9 protein-coding genes are annotated in these 18,392 nt (G+C 42.3%); 2 read left to right on the top strand and 7 right to left on the bottom strand.

Going from position 1 to position 18,392, the window contains the following annotated elements:
* Window positions 1–22 precede the first annotated feature (22 nt).
* From V7K69_RS02430 to V7K69_RS02415, 4 genes are all read right to left on the bottom strand, one after another.
* Window positions 23–4,012, bottom strand: coding sequence for a TonB-dependent receptor (locus V7K69_RS02430; RefSeq protein ID WP_335031090.1), 3,990 nt, complete (start codon window positions 4,010–4,012; stop codon window positions 23–25).
* Window positions 4,009–5,559: an isopeptide-forming domain-containing fimbrial protein gene (locus V7K69_RS02425; RefSeq protein WP_335031088.1), complete on the bottom strand. Its 1,551-nt coding sequence runs from the start codon at window positions 5,557–5,559 to the stop codon at window positions 4,009–4,011. The genes V7K69_RS02430 and V7K69_RS02425 overlap by 4 nt, the downstream gene beginning before the upstream one ends.
* 145 nt (window positions 5,560–5,704) lie before the next feature.
* Window positions 5,705–6,292, bottom strand: a complete 588-nt coding sequence (locus tag V7K69_RS02420) for a hypothetical protein (protein ID WP_335031086.1) — start codon at window positions 6,290–6,292, stop codon at window positions 5,705–5,707.
* 171 nt (window positions 6,293–6,463) lie between these two features.
* Complete coding sequence (locus V7K69_RS02415; RefSeq protein ID WP_335031085.1) at window positions 6,464–8,989, bottom strand: beta strand repeat-containing protein; 2,526 nt, start codon at window positions 8,987–8,989, stop codon at window positions 6,464–6,466.
* 837 nt (window positions 8,990–9,826) lie between these two features.
* On the opposite strand from V7K69_RS02415, the gene thrC reads away from it, so the two are divergent.
* Window positions 9,827–11,137 carry a threonine synthase gene (gene thrC / locus V7K69_RS02410; protein ID WP_190936907.1) on the top strand — a complete coding sequence of 437 codons (1,311 nt, stop codon included), beginning with the start codon at window positions 9,827–9,829 and terminating at the stop codon, window positions 11,135–11,137.
* Between the two features lie 80 nt (window positions 11,138–11,217).
* A complete protein-coding gene (locus V7K69_RS02405; RefSeq protein WP_190731586.1) occupies window positions 11,218–11,493 on the top strand; it encodes a ubiquitin-like small modifier protein 1 in 276 nt (91 codons plus the stop codon).
* Window positions 11,494–11,632: 139 nt separating this feature from the next.
* Here V7K69_RS02405 and V7K69_RS02400 read toward each other — a convergent pair whose 3' ends face one another.
* From V7K69_RS02400 to V7K69_RS02390, 3 genes are all read right to left on the bottom strand, one after another.
* Window positions 11,633–16,558, bottom strand: coding sequence for an nSTAND1 domain-containing NTPase (locus tag V7K69_RS02400; protein ID WP_335031081.1), 4,926 nt, complete (start codon window positions 16,556–16,558; stop codon window positions 11,633–11,635).
* Between the two features lie 74 nt (window positions 16,559–16,632).
* Entirely contained in the window at window positions 16,633–16,812 is a 180-nt protein-coding gene (locus V7K69_RS02395; protein WP_335031079.1) for a hypothetical protein, read from the bottom strand.
* On the bottom strand, window positions 16,809–18,113 hold the full coding sequence (locus V7K69_RS02390; protein WP_335031077.1) for a P-loop NTPase fold protein: 1,305 nt from the start codon (window positions 18,111–18,113) through the stop codon (window positions 16,809–16,811). Before V7K69_RS02390 ends, V7K69_RS02395 begins: the two co-directional genes overlap by 4 nt.
* Window positions 18,114–18,392 lie beyond the last annotated feature (279 nt).

Below are 18,392 nucleotides of genomic sequence, written 5' to 3'. Positions count from 1 at the left end.
TTGTTTTTATTAAATAGTTGTTTTAGATTTCACGCTTTTGCATCCCCTTCGTTGCAGCTTTTAGTTTACCCACCAAAGTTTTCATTGCAGATTCTTGTGGCTGACGTGGCACAGGTTTTTGCTGTCCAAAGCCATCAAATAATTCGTTGAGTTTGACGCTGACACCCAAATATGCGCCACCTGCGGAACGTGTTCCTGAGAAATCCCGGTCATCAACTTTACCAAATACATATCCAGCAGAAACACGCAGGTTAGGCGTGAGATAATAGCCTGTTTCGACAACAAAGCCTGTTTCGCTGTAGCTAGACTGACTAATTACACGAGCCTCACCCACCAAATCCCAGCTATATCCCAAACGATAGGTAGCGCGTAATTGGGCCAGATTTACTGTGCTAGTACCAGCTAAATCGCTGGCTATGTAAGAAGTACTGTTACGCAAGGCATACTTACCATAGAATTCCCATTGCCAGTTAGGAGCGTAAATAGTTTCCAAAGCAAAAGTATGGTCTTCGGAACCCGTACCACTACCTAAGAGGATGGTGTCAGGGATAGTTGATGGATTTTTGCGATATTCATAACGCAATAAGGCATTAAATCTATCACTATTGGGGTTACGATAAGCTAGTCCCAACTTCAAAGTAGCTGTGTCTCCCAGTCCTGAAAGCTTTTGATTAGATGAACCAGCTTGTTGATAACGTACCAAGGCTGTGAGAGCTGGAGAAATTTTACCCGCAGCACCTGCGGTAATTACTGTATTGCTACCACCAGAAGAAGAACGATGTTCGTAACGGGCACTGGCTTGAAACTGCGGATTATCAGAGTATTCCAGCCCCACACTGTAGCTATCGCCACCATCAAATCCGATCGCAGATGCTGATTGACCAAAAGCGAAGGGTTGGGCATATTGTTGACCCGCCGCAGTTCGTCCGAAGAAGTTACCAAACACGTGTTCGTAAGCGACATTCAGCCGCAATCCCGAAGCAATAGTCCAACGGTTATTTAGACCAATCGCCCCTTGGGTAGTCATTTCATTCGCACCACCCAAAATTGAGTAACGACCAGTCAAGGTAGTATCCGAACCGAGTTTGTGTTCACCGTTGACACTCAAGCTGGTGATGGAATTACCCGAATATTGACCACTAGTGTAAAACTGTTGGGCCAGACTGATATTTACACCAGGAATTGCTGCCCAATTTAGCCCGAAGATAGTACGGTCTGGGTAAACACTATCTTTTTGGGAAGATAAACTAATTTCATTTTGGGCTTGGAAAGTCAGATTTTTAGCAATAGGAACTGTAAAACGCGATCGCAATTGATCGGAAGTACCACTGAGGGCACTGTCGGGAATGCGGTCTTCCCGATGACGATGAATCCAATCCACATCAATAGTAGCTTTACCCAAGCGTTGTTGAATCCCGGCGGAAATTGTCGTTAAGGAATTATCAACTTTACTACCAGGTAGCGACTCATAGCGGGGTGCAAACAGTTCTTCAAAGGTATCTAAGGGTTGGGGAGCAATGCCAAAATTGTCTTCGTGGTCGTACTGCGCCCTGACGTTTGTGGTTGAACTGAGTTTAGCTGTAACCTGCGCTCCATAACGGGTTTGTCCTGGGACAAAGCTGATAGTAGCATTATTAGCAAAACCTGTATCGGCAAAGCGATAATAGGCACGACCTTGAATCCCGTTAGTAATTTGTCCCTCAGCTTCCAACCGATACGCTTCACCACTAACCTTTCCTACAACATCAGAATCATTAGTGGAATGGGCATATTCTGCAATTAACCTACCTTCATTACCCAAAGAAATCAGCGCATCTGCACCATAGAGTTGAAAGTCACGTACTCCCTGATTTTCTTGGACATAAGTTGCTCCTATCCAACTTTCCTGGTTAAGTTTGCGGGAAAGGTTATATTGCAAACGACCAGCATAGATGTTGCTATCAGAATCTTCGCTGTCATATTGATAGCTAACAACAATCCGGCGTACCAATACTTGTCCGGTTTGATCGATATCGGTACGAAGCATGGGTTCGCGGAATAATAAGGTACCGCGATCGTAGTCGATTTCATAGTCTGGGCCGCGGTTAAGCTGTTTCCGTTCTAGTACAGTCCCAGGACGATTAAGTTCTTCTAACTCAATAAAGACATTTTCACTACCTGGTTGTAATATTCTGCGAGAGAGGAAGTAATAACCGCTAGTACCATCGGGAGCAATGGTATCTCGTTGGAAAGCTTCTAGGTGGTTGCCATACAAACCTGTAACTTGTAGGTTCCCTAAGTTATAGTTAGCTTTAAAACCGTGAAGTTGTCGGGTGACAGAAGTAAATTGCTGCGATCGCCGCGCAAATTCTTCTGTGTTGTAGTCACCCCACATGGCATAATCAGGATCGGCTCCCGGGACACCATTTGTACGCTCCAAACGCACATATAGGCTGTCAATAGAAGGAGCAACAACATCAACTTGCGAGCTATCGCCGTAGACAGGATAATTTTGCTCGCTGGATTGATAAGTTCTAAACAGGCGATTATCACAGTTGCAATCTTCATTGAGGTTACGAGAACTGTTGTATGCGCCTGTAAACAACCATTCTCCGATCGCACCAGTGGCAAATATTGCTGAGTGGAAATCTAACTGAGTTCCGTTATCTTTGTCAGGCGGGAGAAAATCACGGAAACTACCGTAATAATCTGTACCTCTAGCGCCCAAACGTAAATCTATTACGCCAGTAACCAAACTCGGACGCAGTGATGTTTCAAATTGTAGTTGAGTAAAGGCTTCTAAGTTATTAGCTATGGCGCGAATTGTGACAGTTTCGGCTTTGAGTTGCGATCGCAACTTAGCCGTAAATTGCCCCGCTTTCGCCTCTACTTGAAATCCGGGTTCATCGGGTTTGAAGTCTTTCCCAACCAACTCCCCAGCAGTAGGTATCAAAGTGATAACAGCATCCCGATTAGAGCGATTACCACTTGCATCGATCAGTTGACCCCTGATTGTAGCTGTAGAACGCCCATCCGCCGGGATACGAGACTCAACAGTTTCTAAGGTTAATTTCTGTGGCGCTCCCCGAACTACAACTTGCACCGTTACAGGAGGTTCTGTCCCTCCTACTATTTGTGCAGAGATGGTGTTATTACCTTCTTTTAACGAAACACCATACCATGTCTGCGTTACTAAATTAGTATTGGCATCGCTTTCTGTTCGTCCAATTGAGGATGGATCTACTAATACACCATTAGACCGTAATTCTACTGTACTTCCAACGGGGAATTGCACAATCACTGTGGTAGCAGGAACATCCACAACGTTGTTAGCCGTTGGCATCAGGAATAAAATTCCTGTGGAGATGGGGGAAACGGGGGGAATTTTCTGATTTTCCTCAGTTACTCCAGCTATTTTGCGTAAGCCTCTGGGCAAATCAACAGAAGTTGCTGGTTGAAATGCTTGTATTTCCGTTGGAGAAGTTTGAAGCTCTATTTTTGTGTCTTTGCGTCCTTCATTCTTAATTCCTGCTAGTTTGCGTAAACCTCTGGGCAAATCAATAGAAGTTGCTGGTTGAAATGCTTGTATTTCCGTTTCACTTGGCTGAACATCTGAAATTAAAGTATTAGTTGAAGGAAGTTCAAGAGGTAGAAGTTGCTTGTCAGAACTTCCCAAAAGATGGGGAGAACTTGAATCCATGCTTTTTTCAGCAACTTTATTCCGATCCGCTTGATCCTCATCCTGGTTTTTCGCATGATTTGGAAAAACCAAACCTCTAGCCCCCTTCTCTTGTAAGGACGGGGGAGAATTCAAAGGCTCTCCTGTCTTAAAAGAGAGGTTTTCTAGATCCCTTGAAAATTCAGGATCTTCGACACTCTTGTCTGCTTGTGAAGGCGAATCGGGGAAAAAAAGATTTTCATTTGTAGCTTCTGCCTTAACTATGGCAGGATACAAAACGAGGCTGAGAGCTACTGGCATCACCCCCATCATCTTTAGGTTGAAAATAGTTGTATGGTGCAGTCTGGGTTTCATTTTTTGACTGGCTCCTGGAAGGCGGGGGTGACAGCGAAATTCATGCGTACCATGCCACCAGGTTCTAAACGCACTAGGCGAGATTGGCTATTCCGTTCACGGAATTTTTGGTTGGGAGCTAGGGTGTAACCTGGTACACTGCTGAGGTCTAGTACGCCTGTATGACTTCCTGGTAAGACATTAGCTAAGGAAAACAAACCATTCGGATCTGTGGTGATGCGGTTTCCGTCCTCCAGAAAAATCACTGCATTGGGGACTCCAGGTTCACCAGGTTGTTGTTCACCGTCAAAGTTTTTATCAATAAACACGCGACCGATAATCGTGCCACAATCAGAAACGATTCCTGGACGAATTTTTAACTGGTGCGTTGCTGGGCCATCCTTGGTGCTAAAACGGTTATCAGCTCGTTGAGCATTCACGATCGCACTATTGCGACCGTTACCACGCACAGCATCAGCTGTTAGTTGAGCCGCGTAAGCAATATTCAAAGTTTTTCCCGTAGGAACTGTTATATTTGTACGGAATGTCACCGTGTTTCCATTGCGTTCTGAGGTGATAGTAATTGCTTGACCATCTAACTCACCCCGCACAGATTTAGGTAAAAACTGGAATCCTAAAGGTAAGTTGTCGGTGACAAATATATTATTCAAACCAGCATCAGCAAGGTTTTTTACCGAGATCCGGTAGATTACCGTATCTCCAGGTTCAGCCGTAGCGCGATCGCCTGTTTTGATAATCTGCAACTGATTGGCTTGGCACAGATTTGTACTAAATTCAAAGGCTAATAAGTCTAGTCCTACAACTTCTGCATTCGGAACTAAGACAACCGTTTGCTCTACCCTAGTTTCACCTGTAAGACTGATTGGTTGACCATCCAGAGAACTAGCGATATATCGCACAATATTATTACCTTGTGTGCCAGTAGTACCAACGATTTCAATCTTGATCCGCCGTTGCTTGTAGATAGAATTTGGTGGTGGATTAACTACAAAAATATAAGTTCTACCTGGATCAGTTTGACCCTTATTCGGATCGAGTAGGAAATTGTAGACACCCGCAGGGTTATTCGTAACAAAGTAGGGGTTACTATTCTCGGTATTTGGCGACTTACCGCCAGGAACGTTGTTATTAGGAATATCGGGTAACTCTGTTCGAGTCAAAGAAAGCAAACCGCCTAATTCTGTCCCAGTTGGGTCGCTAGGGTTAGATTCGTATACGCCAACTGAAAAACCTGTATAGTCAGGCAAAATAGTACCAGCACAACCTAATATCCGCCCTAATGGATCGACTAATGGGCTAGGACTAACATTAAGCTGACTAGAAGCTCCGTCATATTTTTGATTATTAGCAGAGTCTGTATAAGTATAAGTAGCTTGATTTATTAATGGCAAAGACGCACCCCGATTGTTAGTCTGTTGTGCGATCGCTGGTATAGATATAGTAGTTTGCAAAAAACTCCCCAGAAGAACAGTAGCTGTTAACCTTTGATACCAGCTACTCCTATAAGTAATTTGTTTTTTCTTTTGAGGACGGCTCACTGAACACATCTCCTCTGGAATGCTACTTTTTTTGTTAATAAAAGCACTTGTTTATCTATCGAAGATCCCTCCGATTCTCCTTATAAAGCACGTTGTTTTTCGCTCTTGAATCCCAAAAAAGTCGCTACAGGTGGGTGATATCAGGCATAACGAATCAGCGAACTTGGACTTGATAAATAGCTTTAACCGTTTTCTTGGCCGGAACTGATGGCACTTGCAAACGGATGTGGGTGTAAACATTCGCTGGTGCTGGTTTTGTTTCCACTTTGCCGTCAGGAAGAGTAACTTTAACAGTGGGATTTTCGACAAAGCTGCGTCCGCCATCAATGCTGTAGGTTACTTTAGTCTCATTAGTGGCGATCACAGATTTCAGTATGTATACCATTCCTTTAGGAATAGGTTGATTGAGAATCAAATTCTTTACGGGGCGATCGCTCTTATTTTCGCCACTTAATGTATATCGCAACACATCTCCTGGTCGCACCACAGCTTGACCTTTTAAAGGTTGCCATGTCTTACTTTGCTTACCCTGCTGATCCTGTGCCACCACTTGCTTTTCTGCCTCTAAGCGCAACTGTAACTGCCCTTGAGGTTTGACATTTTGAGCGATCGCACTGGTAGAATGCCACAGAGAAGCGATTCCTGGCACTTGGCTAACAAATGGCACTGTAGCAATAAGTGCGATCGCTCCGCCAACGCCAAAGGCGAACGCTCCTAAACTTGCAAAAGAAAAACGCTTCATAATCAATAACCTCAAAAAACTTTCATAATGCCGATTGCTGATTTATCTTTCCCTGTTTTCGCTGGAGAACAATCATTTTGTAGTTAGCGCTTAGTCCTAAACCACCAACTACAAATACAGGTGTGCTATTACACCCCTCTTTGCAAACAAAGAGGGGTGAGATTTAACTATCTAGTTAACCTTACGCTGGAAAGTAAATGTTCTTTGCACAGTCGGGCCAACCTGTCCGGTTACGGTATTCACATACTTGGTAACATCCGTGTTTAACGTAGTTCCTGTTTGGTCGTTACCAGAGTTAGTTGCTGGATTACCATTGAAAAATTGAATAGTTGATGTCCCAGAATCCTTAGCTGAACTAACAATGTTGCTAGTATCAATTTGAGTATTATTGTCATTGTCTAGCGCCCAGTTGTTGCCACTCGCTCCCCCTACTGTACCGTCTTCAGTAATCACAATCTTGTCAGCATTCAGAATTACATTTCCGGTTCCCACTTGAGAAGTAGAAATATTTTTGTAAGTAATCCGATACTCAATAATGTTTCCTGGGGCAGGTTTTTTAGCTGTAGTACTAAATGTGCCATCAGTGCTACCTGCTGGCAGTGCTGGTCCAGTTCCTTGTAAAACTCGTGACTCTTTCAGTAATTGCAAGAAACCAGTGTATACACGGTCAATGCTAATGTTAGTAGCTGTATCATCAGCTAAACCATTACTGTTTGCGTCGATAAAAGCCGTAACCGGTGTGGGGAAGCCGCGTTCGAGAGTGGTTGTGACAGCTGCACCTTGAGCAATAGTATCAGTTGAGAGTGGCGTATTAGCAGGTAAGTCAACGCTTACACCATAGTTAGCTTTACCACCATTGGCTGCAACTGCATCAATTCGCACTGGATTAGTGGCACTGATTGGGTTGCCCCCAACAGTACCCGTACCACTTGTGAATGTAAAGCTTGTACCATTGTACGTGTAAGCAGCTGATAAACCTTGATAGGATACCGTCACGACTGTACCTGTAGGCAAATCACTTAGTGTTACTGGTGGTGTAGGTACGAGAGAAATATTGGCTATTGCTATACCAGTATTCTGAACCGTATTAGTAAAGGATACGGCAGCCGGATCAACTGTTGAGCCAGGAGCAATATTGGGTGGAATTAGTGCCGATCTATTGGTGAAGTCATCATTGTTGCTACTTGGCCCAACGGCATCAGGTACTCCATTTGGCCCATTTAAGACAGAGGAGTTAGCAGGTACTGAGATGGTAGCTACGTTGTAATCCCCAGTAGTACTATTAGTACCAGTGTTATTATTCTGTGTGTCAATAAAAGGAGGTGTCGTGCCATTCGGAACAAAGCCGGAGTCTGGTGTGGTAGGAAAGGTACTATTAGTGGAGTTAAAGTTACCTGGGTTTTGGTCTCCTGAATCGTCATAGATTTTGGTGGTCGGATCTCCAGCAGTTGTACCAGTGACTTGAGCGATGTTGTAAATGTTTACTGGGCCATTGCCAGTTGCACCAGTGGTCTTAACTTGGATGCTAAAACCGCTAACTGTTGTCCCGGTACCAACTGAAGTGACAAGGTTAGGATCGTTAATGAAACCGATCCGTGTAACTGTACTCAATGATCCTGGGGCGGTAGTTGACCATGTAGCTGCTTCAGCATTTGTAGCTGTCGGAGTAGTAGTATAAACTACTTTCCACCCAGAGGGAGCAGTTGGAGTGCTATTAAGCACTGTATTTGCTGGAATAGCATCAGAAACTAAGATGCGGCTGACTGTCGCACTATCAACACTGATATTTGTACCAGCCAAAGCTGCGGGGGTAATACCAGTATTAGTTACGTCATTAGCTTCAACCCGCAAGCTCAAACCATAAGTTAGTAGGTCATCAGTTAGGGGAGTAGAAGTGCCAGCATTATCATAGGCTGTCTTAGTTTTGAGGACAGTTGCTAACGCTCTAGTTTTAGCAGTATTTCCTACTTGAATTTGCTGGGTAGCACTGGCTTCTCTCACACCATTGATTGGAGTTCCTGCTGCGTTGCCATTATCTACAGTGTAAACGTCGCCACCATCAGCAATCCGGGGTTGGTTTTGAGCATCACCAGGAGTTTGTCCTAGTCTGACAGTGATAGTATCGCCTGTTTGAGCGCCAGCTTGGACGGTAACTGGTACACGCACCAACACAGTACCATTAACTGGAACTGCGCCTGTAGTTAGTCCACCAGCAGGGATATTTGTCCAGGTTGTACCGCCATCAGTACTATATTGCAAGTTACCAGATGTAGCACTACCAGGTAATAAGCCCGAAACTGTAGCTGGCCCTGTTGTTGTCGCTAAGTTCGGAATCTGGAATTTGGTGAGGTCGTTACCAACGTTGGTTACAGTGTAAGTGTAAACGAGTGTATCACCAGCTTTAGTACTACCACCTGGGTTAGTTTGATTTGCAATCCCAGAACCTGTAACAGTAATACCAGCCACCTCTGCTACGGTTACGGTGACAGTGTTAGATGTAGAATTGATGGGACTCCCTGGCGCGTTGGGATCTTCGTAGGTCGCTGTGGCTGTGTTGCTTATAGATGTACCTGCTGTAGTACCTTCAGCTAATACAGGTGCAACAAATTGGAAAAAGCTACCAGTTAATAATGCTGTTGCTACTAGAGATTGGTAAGGCTGAATCTGCTTGTTGATGGATTTGTTTCGGTTTACCATGAAAGTATCTTATTTATTTGCTGAACTTGTATCTTGGGTTTTGAGACAGGATAAAGTTCGGCAATTCCTTAAAGAATTACCGACTAACTTGCCCAAAGCCTTGAGGTTTTGGGCGCTGCATATATGAAAAGTTAATTTACTGGCGACTTCTGAAAAACTAATAGATTTAGGCAATAGGCAGAAAAGTTATTGCCTGCTTCTTTTACGCTCACTGTTGATTATCAAGGTTAGCAATCGCAAATATAGGTAACTTACTAGTGTGTTCTGCTGAATCTTTCGATGTAAATAGAAATGTAACTTTTATATCAAAAAAAAACTTCCGTATAAACAAGTAACTTGTTTATCGATGAGTGAAAGCATAAAAACTGAAAAAATAACTTTATTTTTTCAACACAGATAGCAATTGTAGTGTTTGAAATAGAAGCAAAACATCCTACAAGCCATATATCAAAGCTATTTTGAATATTTGCTGCTATGTATATATGATACCGTGTGCGGTCATTGGTCTAATGAAATAAAAAATTAAGTCAGTGATCTTGATCGCTAAGTAAAGTGATCTTAATTTAATAAAATGCAAATAGCTCATGGGTATGATGCAATTTAATCATATCTATAACCAGCGTTTACACTGAGTAGCGGAAACTATTATCTGATTTCAGACCAAGTAAGTCTAAATATAAATACTAAGTTTGACAATTACGTATATAAAAATTTTACAGTAATTATTTTTTTCAATACTAGGAATACCCGACTAAAAAGGTCGGGTATGTTTGACTGGTATTTTTACTCGTGTTACTATCAGGCGACAGTGACAGACAAACAGGGAAAGCTAGTTTTATGACTCAGGCAATCAAAACCCAAACCCAAACCCAAAGCAGCACTGCCTACTTTCAAGCCTTAAAGTGTAAAGAATGTGGTGCCGAATATGAACTCAAAGCCAGTAATGTTTGTGAGTTATGTTTTGGGCCGTTAGAAGTCAAGTATGACTACAATGCTCTCCGTCTAACTGTCACTCGTGAAACAATTCAAGCCGGGCCCAATTCAATTTGGCGCTACCGTCCCTTTTTGCCTGTTGCAACTGACAATGTTATAGATGTGGGAACGGGGATGACTCCCTTGGTTCGTTCTCACCGTCTTGCCCGTCGCCTGGGTCTAAATAAGCTTTATATAAAAAATGATGCGGTTAATATGCCCACCCTTAGCTTTAAGGATCGGGTAGTATCAGTTGCTCTATCAAGGGCGCGAGAGTTGGGTTTCACTACAGTTTCTTGCGCTAGTACTGGTAACTTGGCAAACTCTACAGCGGCGATCGCAGCTCATGCCGGTTTAGACTGTTGTGTGTTCATCCCCGCAGATTTAGAAGCCGGTAAAATTATCGGTAGTTTGATATATAGTCCCACGCTGATGGCTGTCAAAGGTAACTACGATCAAGTAAATCGTCTCTGTTCGGAAGTTGCTAATACACATGGCTGGGGTTTTGTCAATATTAATCTGCGCCCTTATTACTCTGAAGGTTCCAAAACGCTAGGTTTTGAAGTTGCTGAACAACTAGGCTGGGAGCTACCCGATCATGTTGTTGCTCCTTTGGCATCTGGTTCGCTGTTTACAAAAATTTATAAGGGTTTCCAAGAATTTATCGAAGTTGGTTTAGTAGAAGACAAGAAAGTCCGTTTCAGTGGCGCTCAAGCAGAAGGTTGTTCACCGATTGCTCAAGCTTTTAAAGAAGGACGCGACTTTATTAAACCAGTTAAACCAAATACAATTGCGAAATCCCTAGCGATCGGTAATCCAGCAGACGGTATTTATGCTGTGGAGTTAGCTCAGAAAACTGGTGGTAACATTGAATCAGTCAATGATGCAGAAATTATTGATGGCATCAAGTTGCTGGCAGAAACCGAAGGTATCTTCACAGAAACGGCTGGTGGTACAACCGTGGCCGTGCTGAAAAAACTGGTAGAAGCTGGCAAAATTGATCCAGATGAAACTACCGTGATTTACATCACCGGCAATGGTCTAAAAACCCAAGAAGCAATCCAAGGCTATGTTGGTGAACCCTTGACTATTGATGCTAAACTGGATAGTTTTGAACGCGCCCTAGAGCGATCGCGTACTCTCGATCGCTTGGAATGGCAACAAGTTCTCGTTTAGTTAGCAGTTAGGAGTTATGAGTTTTTTATTCATAACTCCTAACTCTTAACTGTATTCCTAACTCTTCACTTTGTACTTTTATGGCTGTAACAGTTTTAGTTCCTACGACTCTTCAGAATTTGACTAATAATCAAGCTACCCTAGAATCCAACGGTAGCACCATTGCTGAATTGTTGGATTCTTTAGAACAAAGCTTTCCTGGGATTAAATCCCGGTTGTGCGATGAGGAAGGCAAGCTACGTCGGTTTGTAAATTTTTACGTTGATAGTGAAGATATCCGCTATTTAGATGGTATTAACACAGCCCTGAAAGATGGCGATGAAGTAAGTATTGTCCCTGCTGTTGCTGGTGGTTAATACAGAGAATATCAAATAAAGTAAAAGACTTACCAAATAAACCTTTGAGAAATTAACTGATTCCCGGTCTGAGATTGGGAATCAGTTAAAAACTTAGCGATCGCCTGAGATAATTTGAGAGAGTACCAACGCTTAACTCTTACTTGATATCGTCGCAGAGATGGCGATCGCTCTTACTGACATTCGGATTATTCTTTAGATAGTCATACAGCCAATCACAACCACGCTCCAGTAAGCTATCTAGATTCTTGAGATGATTTAGCTCATCCAAATTCCAGAGAATTATAGTCCCATCAGCACTGCCCAAAGCCAGAGTTTTACCATCGGCTGAGAAATTCGCGCTTAATAAATGATCGCTGTGCCCAGTCAGAGTTCTCATTAAATGACCGTCGCGTGTCCAAAGTTTTACAGTCTTATCATCACTGGCGGTTGCAATCATCTTACCGTCAGGTGAAAAATTCACGCTATTAACCTGATCAGTATGCCCCTGCAACTTTTTGTACCAGCGAAACTCGCCCTTGTCATCCTGCTTCCAAAGTATCACCGTCTTGTCATTACTACTAGTGGCAATCATATCGCCACTAGGTGAGAACTTAACGCTCAAAACCCAACTGTTATGCCCGTTTTTCCCTGCGAGAGTCTTGTAGATGTGAAACTCGCCTTTATCGTTTTGCTTCCAAAGTTTTATCGTGTTGTCATCACTAGCTGAAGCAAGCATCTGACCGTTTGGCGACCAAGCTACAGCCCTTACCCAGTCCTGATGCTTGTTGAGAATCTGAGGTTTGATGCCATCTAGCCGCGATATTATTACTTTGTTGTCCATACTACCCAAGGCGATAAACTGACCGTTGGGTGAGAAATTCAAGTCTAATATCTTATCGCTTTTTGGAAAAAGGGTTCTCAGTAATTTACCGTCACGGTTCCAGAGTTCCACTGTGTTATCATCACTAGCGGTAGCAATTGTCTGACCATCAGGTGAGAAACTAACGTTATCGCTATGCCCCTCAAGAGTTTTGTCTAAAGTACCATCGCGCTTCCAAAGTTTCACTGTCTTGTCACGGCTGGCTGAGGCAATTATTTTGTCATCAGGTGAGAAATGTACCTGATTAACCCGATCGCTATGACCGTTGAGAATACTTACCACGCCACTACCATACTGAATCTTCATGGTGCTGTCAGTGCTAGGAGAAGTTGGAATTCGGGCGTTGCGTAAGCAACTGGTATTACCAACTTGCCAAAGTTTCATCGTACCGTCAGCACTGGCAGAAACTAGGATTTTACAATCAGGTGAAAACCTGACAGCATAAATTCCATTGGTATGTCCTGATAAAGTTGTGAGTAATGTACCGTCAGGCTTCCAAAGCTTTACAGTCTTGTCGTCACTAGCTGTAGCAATCATCTTACCGTCGGGTGAGAAAGCCACACTATTAATTCCATCTTTATGTGCTTTAAAATTTTTTAAAGGAGTGCCGTCTCGATTCCAGAGTTTTACTCTGTTGTCGTTACCAGTCGCAGCAGCACCACCAGCAGCAGCCACAATTGTCTGGCTATTGCTTGACCAAGCAACATCCCAAACAAAGTCGTCATAGCCTTCTGTAGTGTGCAAAAGCTTACCATTTGATGTCCAAAGTTTCACAGTTTTGTCCCGACCACCAGTGGCAATCATAGTACCGTCGGGGGAGAAAGCCACACTATTGACTCCATCTTGATGTGCTTTAATCGTTTTTAATAAAGTGCCATCTGGCTTCCAGAGTTTAAGTGTACTGTCCCGACTTCCTGTAGCAATTGTCTTACCATCTGGCGAGAAATCGATACTATAAACTCCCTTATTTTCGCCGCTATTTACTCCATCTTGATATGCTGGGAGGGTTTTTAATAAAGTGCCGTCCCGCTTCCAAAATTTTATGATGCCCTGGAAATCGCCTGAGACAATTGTCTGATCGTCAGGTGAGAAACTCAAACCTAAGACTTTATCTTTATGTCCTTCAAGCGTCTTGTACACGCTACCATCTAAATTCCAGAGTTTTATAGTATTGTCATAACTAGTTGAGGCAATCAACTTACCATTATGGGAGAAAGTTACACCCCAGATTAGAGCCTTGTGTCCTTCTAAGCGATCGCGCTCTACTATCCAGTAAACTGATTGTTGTAATGCCGCTATAACTTGGGTACGAATTTCAGAATCGGTTTTTCCCCAGTCTGTAGCTTGGAGTTTTTTACCTGCTTTAATGGCTTGTTTAAGTGCTTCAAACCTTTGATTTGAGGCAAAAAGAGCTTCCGAAGCTTTACTAATCGCAATTGTCTCAGCTTGTTCTGTCTTTTGCCTTTCAGATTCTGCTCGCACTCCCAATCCTACGGCTATAACTGCCAGAATGGACATTATAGTGACTCCTGCGATCGCAAAATTTAGTTGTCGTTTTGCGTCATTGCGTTGTCGCTTAAGAACACGATTTAGTTCTGCTTCAGCGTGTTGCCGTTGTTCTTTTTCCTTTTTCTGTTCCTCTAATTTTCTTGCTTGTTGTGACTGCCGGATAAAAGATACTAGATAGTCATGAACCAATTGATATAGGTTAGCAGGGTCTTCAGGAATATTTAACACCAGCCCCGAACCAACTAAAATCTCTAAAACTAGATTTAGTTTTTCTTTTTCTAAGACAATATCTGCTGTTTTTAAATCTTCCGCTAAATTGTCAGAAGTTTTGAAGGGACGAGTGCCTTTCTCGTCTGTTAATAAATATAAAACTACTCTGGCACAGAGTTCGTTTTCAGAACCACAGTCTTTAATAACTTCTTCTAAAAATCGCTCGACTAGTTTTTCTTTTGTTCCTGACTGAAGATATTGTTCTAAAGTTGTAATTTTATCTGTTTGAAGTTGCGAACCGACGATTTGTAACTCAATCGGGCGTACCTCGCCAAGTTCATCTGATAAATCTTCTACTAATTGCTCGATTAACTCAGTTTCTAAGTAAAAGTGGGTTTGTTCAGTCAGACTTTGGACTACAGCTTTGGCATCTTTTGAAGAAAAATTGCCTAAATAATAACGAATATCTTTATCTAAAATATTGTTATTAATTGCTTTAAAATTTAACAAGCGATCGCATTCTAATAAATAATGTAAATAATCTTCTCTCAAACAGAGAATAACCTTAACAAAAGGAATATCCAAACAAAGTTGCAAAAACTTATAAAATGGCTGTCTTTTACTTTGGTCTGTATAAACAAAGAAAAATTCTTCAAACTGGTCAAAAATTAAAACTGTTAACTTCCGCTCGGATTTTTTTCGCAAACTTTCACAGATAAATTCTATTGAATTACTAGACGTACCATTATCTGCCAAACATTTTGCCAATATCGCCATCCAATCTGTGTAAACTCGCATGACAATAGGTAATACATCACGCGCATCTATTGATTGTAGTTGCAATGTTGGTACTAGTCCCCCGTTCAAAATTGAACTTTTACCTACTCCTGACTGGCCATGAAATACAGTCAATTTATGGTCAGTCCGGCTCATTCGTTTCATCAACCGATTGACATCTTGTTGCCGACCAGAAACAGCAATTTCTTGAGCAACTTTTATGAGATTTTCTCCTTGCACGAGTGCCGGGTTAATTACCTCATGCCGAGGAATTAAATAAGCTGCTCCAATAAAAGCACGGAAACCATATTGATGTTCAATTTTAATCTGCTCTTGCTTAATTTGAAAAGCTGCAAGATATTGACCTTGTTGATAATAAATGCTTTGTAACCTCTCCAAAATCCAAATGTAAAGCTCTGGATCGTATTGAGGTTTAGTTTCTCTTCTTGCAGCTTCTAGGGTAGTTAAAGCATCTTCCACCTTATTAAGCTGCTGTAGCGCTCTGGCTAGTGCAAATAAATACCAACCTTGATGATAATATAGCACCAATTCTAAATTAGCTTTCGATTGGATGGATTGGTTACTAGCTACAATAGAAAGCGCTTTTTCGGCAGCTTGTTTAGCTTTATCCCAAGCATACTGAGAAAGTGCTACTTCAGCGATAAATCCATAAGCTCTTGCTTTTCTAAACCAATCAGGATAAGTTTGATATAGAGTTAAAGCTTTTTGAGCAACTGCTTCTAATTCATCCCACTGCTGAAGCTTTTGTAGTACTTCTCCCAAAGCGTTAATAAATTTTGCTACCAAGTCAGGACGATTTGCCTGCTCAAATATTTCGAGACATTTGTAATAATAATTTTTAGCGTTCGAGCAAGCATTTTGTTGTTCTGTTAAATGCTGCACGGCGTAGGTACGCCACCATAACCCCAAATTGTACAGTACACAGCCTTGCTGTTCTAGTTTAGAACTCTGTTGCAAAAGTGCGAGACTGCGTTCATAATGCTGGCGTGACTGTTCCATCGAAACGGCATCTCGACCCAGAACAAATTCTAAACTGGCTTCTAGTTCTGCGTCTAACTTCACACCCCGCTTTTGCAGTTCAGCTTGTGCTAACTCAAGTTCTACGCGGTGCGGCGAACCGATTGCCAAGTTGATTGCGGAATTATCGAGAAATTTTCCTGCGCCAGCATCTAAAACTTGAGCAAAAACTGATTCAGCAGTTTGTTTAATAAATTGAACTAAATCAGCAGTTGCGATCGCAAAATGAATTATTGTCGCCCAATTCTCAAAATCTGTCGCTAATCTAATCAGCTTTTGCAGAACTTGGTCATTAACCAGTAACATGACTGGGAACGGGAAGTTTTTTCTAAACTCCTCCCGTACTTGGTTAGCGGAAGTTAGAACTGTATCAATATCTTTAACCGATTCCAAACCAAAAACTATTAACGCTGATGGCTGTTCATCTCCCAGTTTTTCACCTATAGACGTGTAAAGAGTTTTCACTGACACGGGTAAGGTGATTTCACGGATTTTAACAGGAGATAGTTGGTGTAGACGTTGTACTATATCTTTACGGAAAGCTGCATAGTTACAGCGCAGCAAAGTCAGTGAAAATTCTCCCTGAGAAAGGTTAATTGCTCGCACCAAAGTTTGCAATGAACGCTCATTGTCAAAGGCTAGATTTTCTGGCTCTTGCTGATTACTCATCTTAATAATAGCTGTTTGTATAATTACATCATGTAAGTAGAGGGCAGTAGGCAAGAGAATAATTTCTGCTAATTTTAAAAGCTGTAGCTGCTCCCGTCACGACTGACACCGCTCCCGTCACGGCTGACACCGCTCCCGTCACGACTGACATCGCTCCTGTCACGACTGACATCGCTCCTGTCACGACTGACATCACTCCCGTCACGACTGACATCACTCCCGTCACGACTAAGATGCTTAATACCCCGATTCATAACCTGAATTCCTTGGCTTCAGCCAAAATCGGATTGACATCAAACCAAGAACCATCCTCATTCCGGTATTCAAATACAAACATACTGCGGAGCAAAAGTTCGTATCTTTCGTGACCTCTTAAGCTTTTCTCTTGCGTTACCTCACGTAGTAATTCCCATTCATCGGGTGTAATTGCCAAAGTTAGCTCATTGCGGCGTTGTTTAATCACCCTATCCACACACTCCCGCGACAGAGGTGGGTCTTCTTGCTGAAGACAGCGAAATAATAACATCAGCAAATTACGCAAATGACCACCGCTAACTCGGCAAAGTCGCTCTAAAGTATCAGGATTATCAAAAACCTCGGTAATTAAATTCTGACTTTGTTCCCAACTCACACCAGGAAAAGCCCTCGTCATAACCATCTGTTGCAACAGCGTGATTCCTTGTGAAAATTGCGAGCCATCTTGCAATTGCACTGGAACCATCGGTAAAACCTTGGGGTCTACCCCAAAGCGATTTGTTAACCTTCCTAAAGCGTTGGAAAAAATCAACACTAGGGGAATGGTATAAACAACATGACAATTTAGCTGGTTTAACTGTTCACCACGTTCTACAAAGAGATATTCTGGCTGGTAATAACCCGAAGGCTTCAAAGAATTATCCACTCTGTCGAGATTATCTATAATTACGACCAGTCCTTTTTTACCTTGCTGCTTGAGTTTTTCTATAGCAGGCTTGAGCAATTCTTTGTTAATTGATTCTAAAATGCCATTGGTACGCGGTTCTAAATATTGCCGTAACTGGCCGCGGAGTTTGGGACTATCTTTAGTTTTGGCAGTAATTTTGGCAATACCCACAGATAATTCAGCCTCCACCCCAATGTCTAGCGGCGTTTGCAAAAACTCAGAAATTTCGGTAAATAGATTTTTAAAGTATCCTGGTTTGAGGTTGATTTTTATTGCTTCTAGACTTTGACTGACTTCACGAGCTACTGCTAATAAAATATCTGTAACATCAATATCAGCCATATCCAGGCTTTGGCTAGACTCGAAATAAACCACATGAAATCCCTGCTGCTCTAACTCTGCTTTTAGTCGCAGTAACTCAGTGGATTTTCCACAGCCAATATGTCCGGTAAATAATTGACAAGTAGGTTGCTCTGGTGAAAGGCGGGTGATAGTTCGCCCAAGTTCTTCAATAATCTTGGCACCACGAACTTTAGAGAAATCAATATAATATTGTCTATCTTCCGGTTTGCTCACAACCAGAGTTTTACTGGGGTTGCAAGCCTGAAAAAATCTAACTAAATCTAGTTTCATCACAAATCACCCGAAATCAGCCTGATGCTTTTGCCCATTTCAGTGATTATACAGACGATAAAGCCGCTATTTCGGAAAAAGCTTCTTCAGATTGACTGATTAAAATATCTAACTTTTCTTGTGGGGTGGGTGTCTCACCCGCCTACAACCAAGGGCGGACAAGATGTCCACCCCACAAGAAATATCTACACCCGGATTTCTCACAAACAATAAAAAATCCATTCACAGCACTCGAACTAAGACATTTTTTTGATACATCATCAATTGGAAATTAAGTGA

It is taken from the genome of Nostoc sp. (assembly GCF_036917775.1).
Classification (GTDB): domain Bacteria; phylum Cyanobacteriota; class Cyanobacteriia; order Cyanobacteriales; family Nostocaceae; genus Nostoc.
This window is presented reverse-complemented; position numbering and strand designations above follow the sequence as displayed.

Coding starts and splice junctions, on each gene's coding strand:
- V7K69_RS02430 (WP_335031090.1), bottom strand. CDS start 4,012: ATGAAACCCAGACTGCACCATACAACTATTTTCAACCTAAAGATGATG.
- V7K69_RS02425 (WP_335031088.1), bottom strand. CDS start 5,559: ATGTGTTCAGTGAGCCGTCCTCAAAAGAAAAAACAAATTACTTATAGG.
- V7K69_RS02420 (WP_335031086.1), bottom strand. CDS start 6,292: ATGAAGCGTTTTTCTTTTGCAAGTTTAGGAGCGTTCGCCTTTGGCGTT.
- V7K69_RS02415 (WP_335031085.1), bottom strand. CDS start 8,989: ATGGTAAACCGAAACAAATCCATCAACAAGCAGATTCAGCCTTACCAA.
- thrC (WP_190936907.1), top strand. CDS start 9,827: ATGACTCAGGCAATCAAAACCCAAACCCAAACCCAAAGCAGCACTGCC.
- V7K69_RS02405 (WP_190731586.1), top strand. CDS start 11,218: ATGGCTGTAACAGTTTTAGTTCCTACGACTCTTCAGAATTTGACTAAT.
- V7K69_RS02400 (WP_335031081.1), bottom strand. CDS start 16,558: ATGAGTAATCAGCAAGAGCCAGAAAATCTAGCCTTTGACAATGAGCGT.
- V7K69_RS02395 (WP_335031079.1), bottom strand. CDS start 16,812: ATGAATCGGGGTATTAAGCATCTTAGTCGTGACGGGAGTGATGTCAGT.
- V7K69_RS02390 (WP_335031077.1), bottom strand. CDS start 18,113: ATGAAACTAGATTTAGTTAGATTTTTTCAGGCTTGCAACCCCAGTAAA.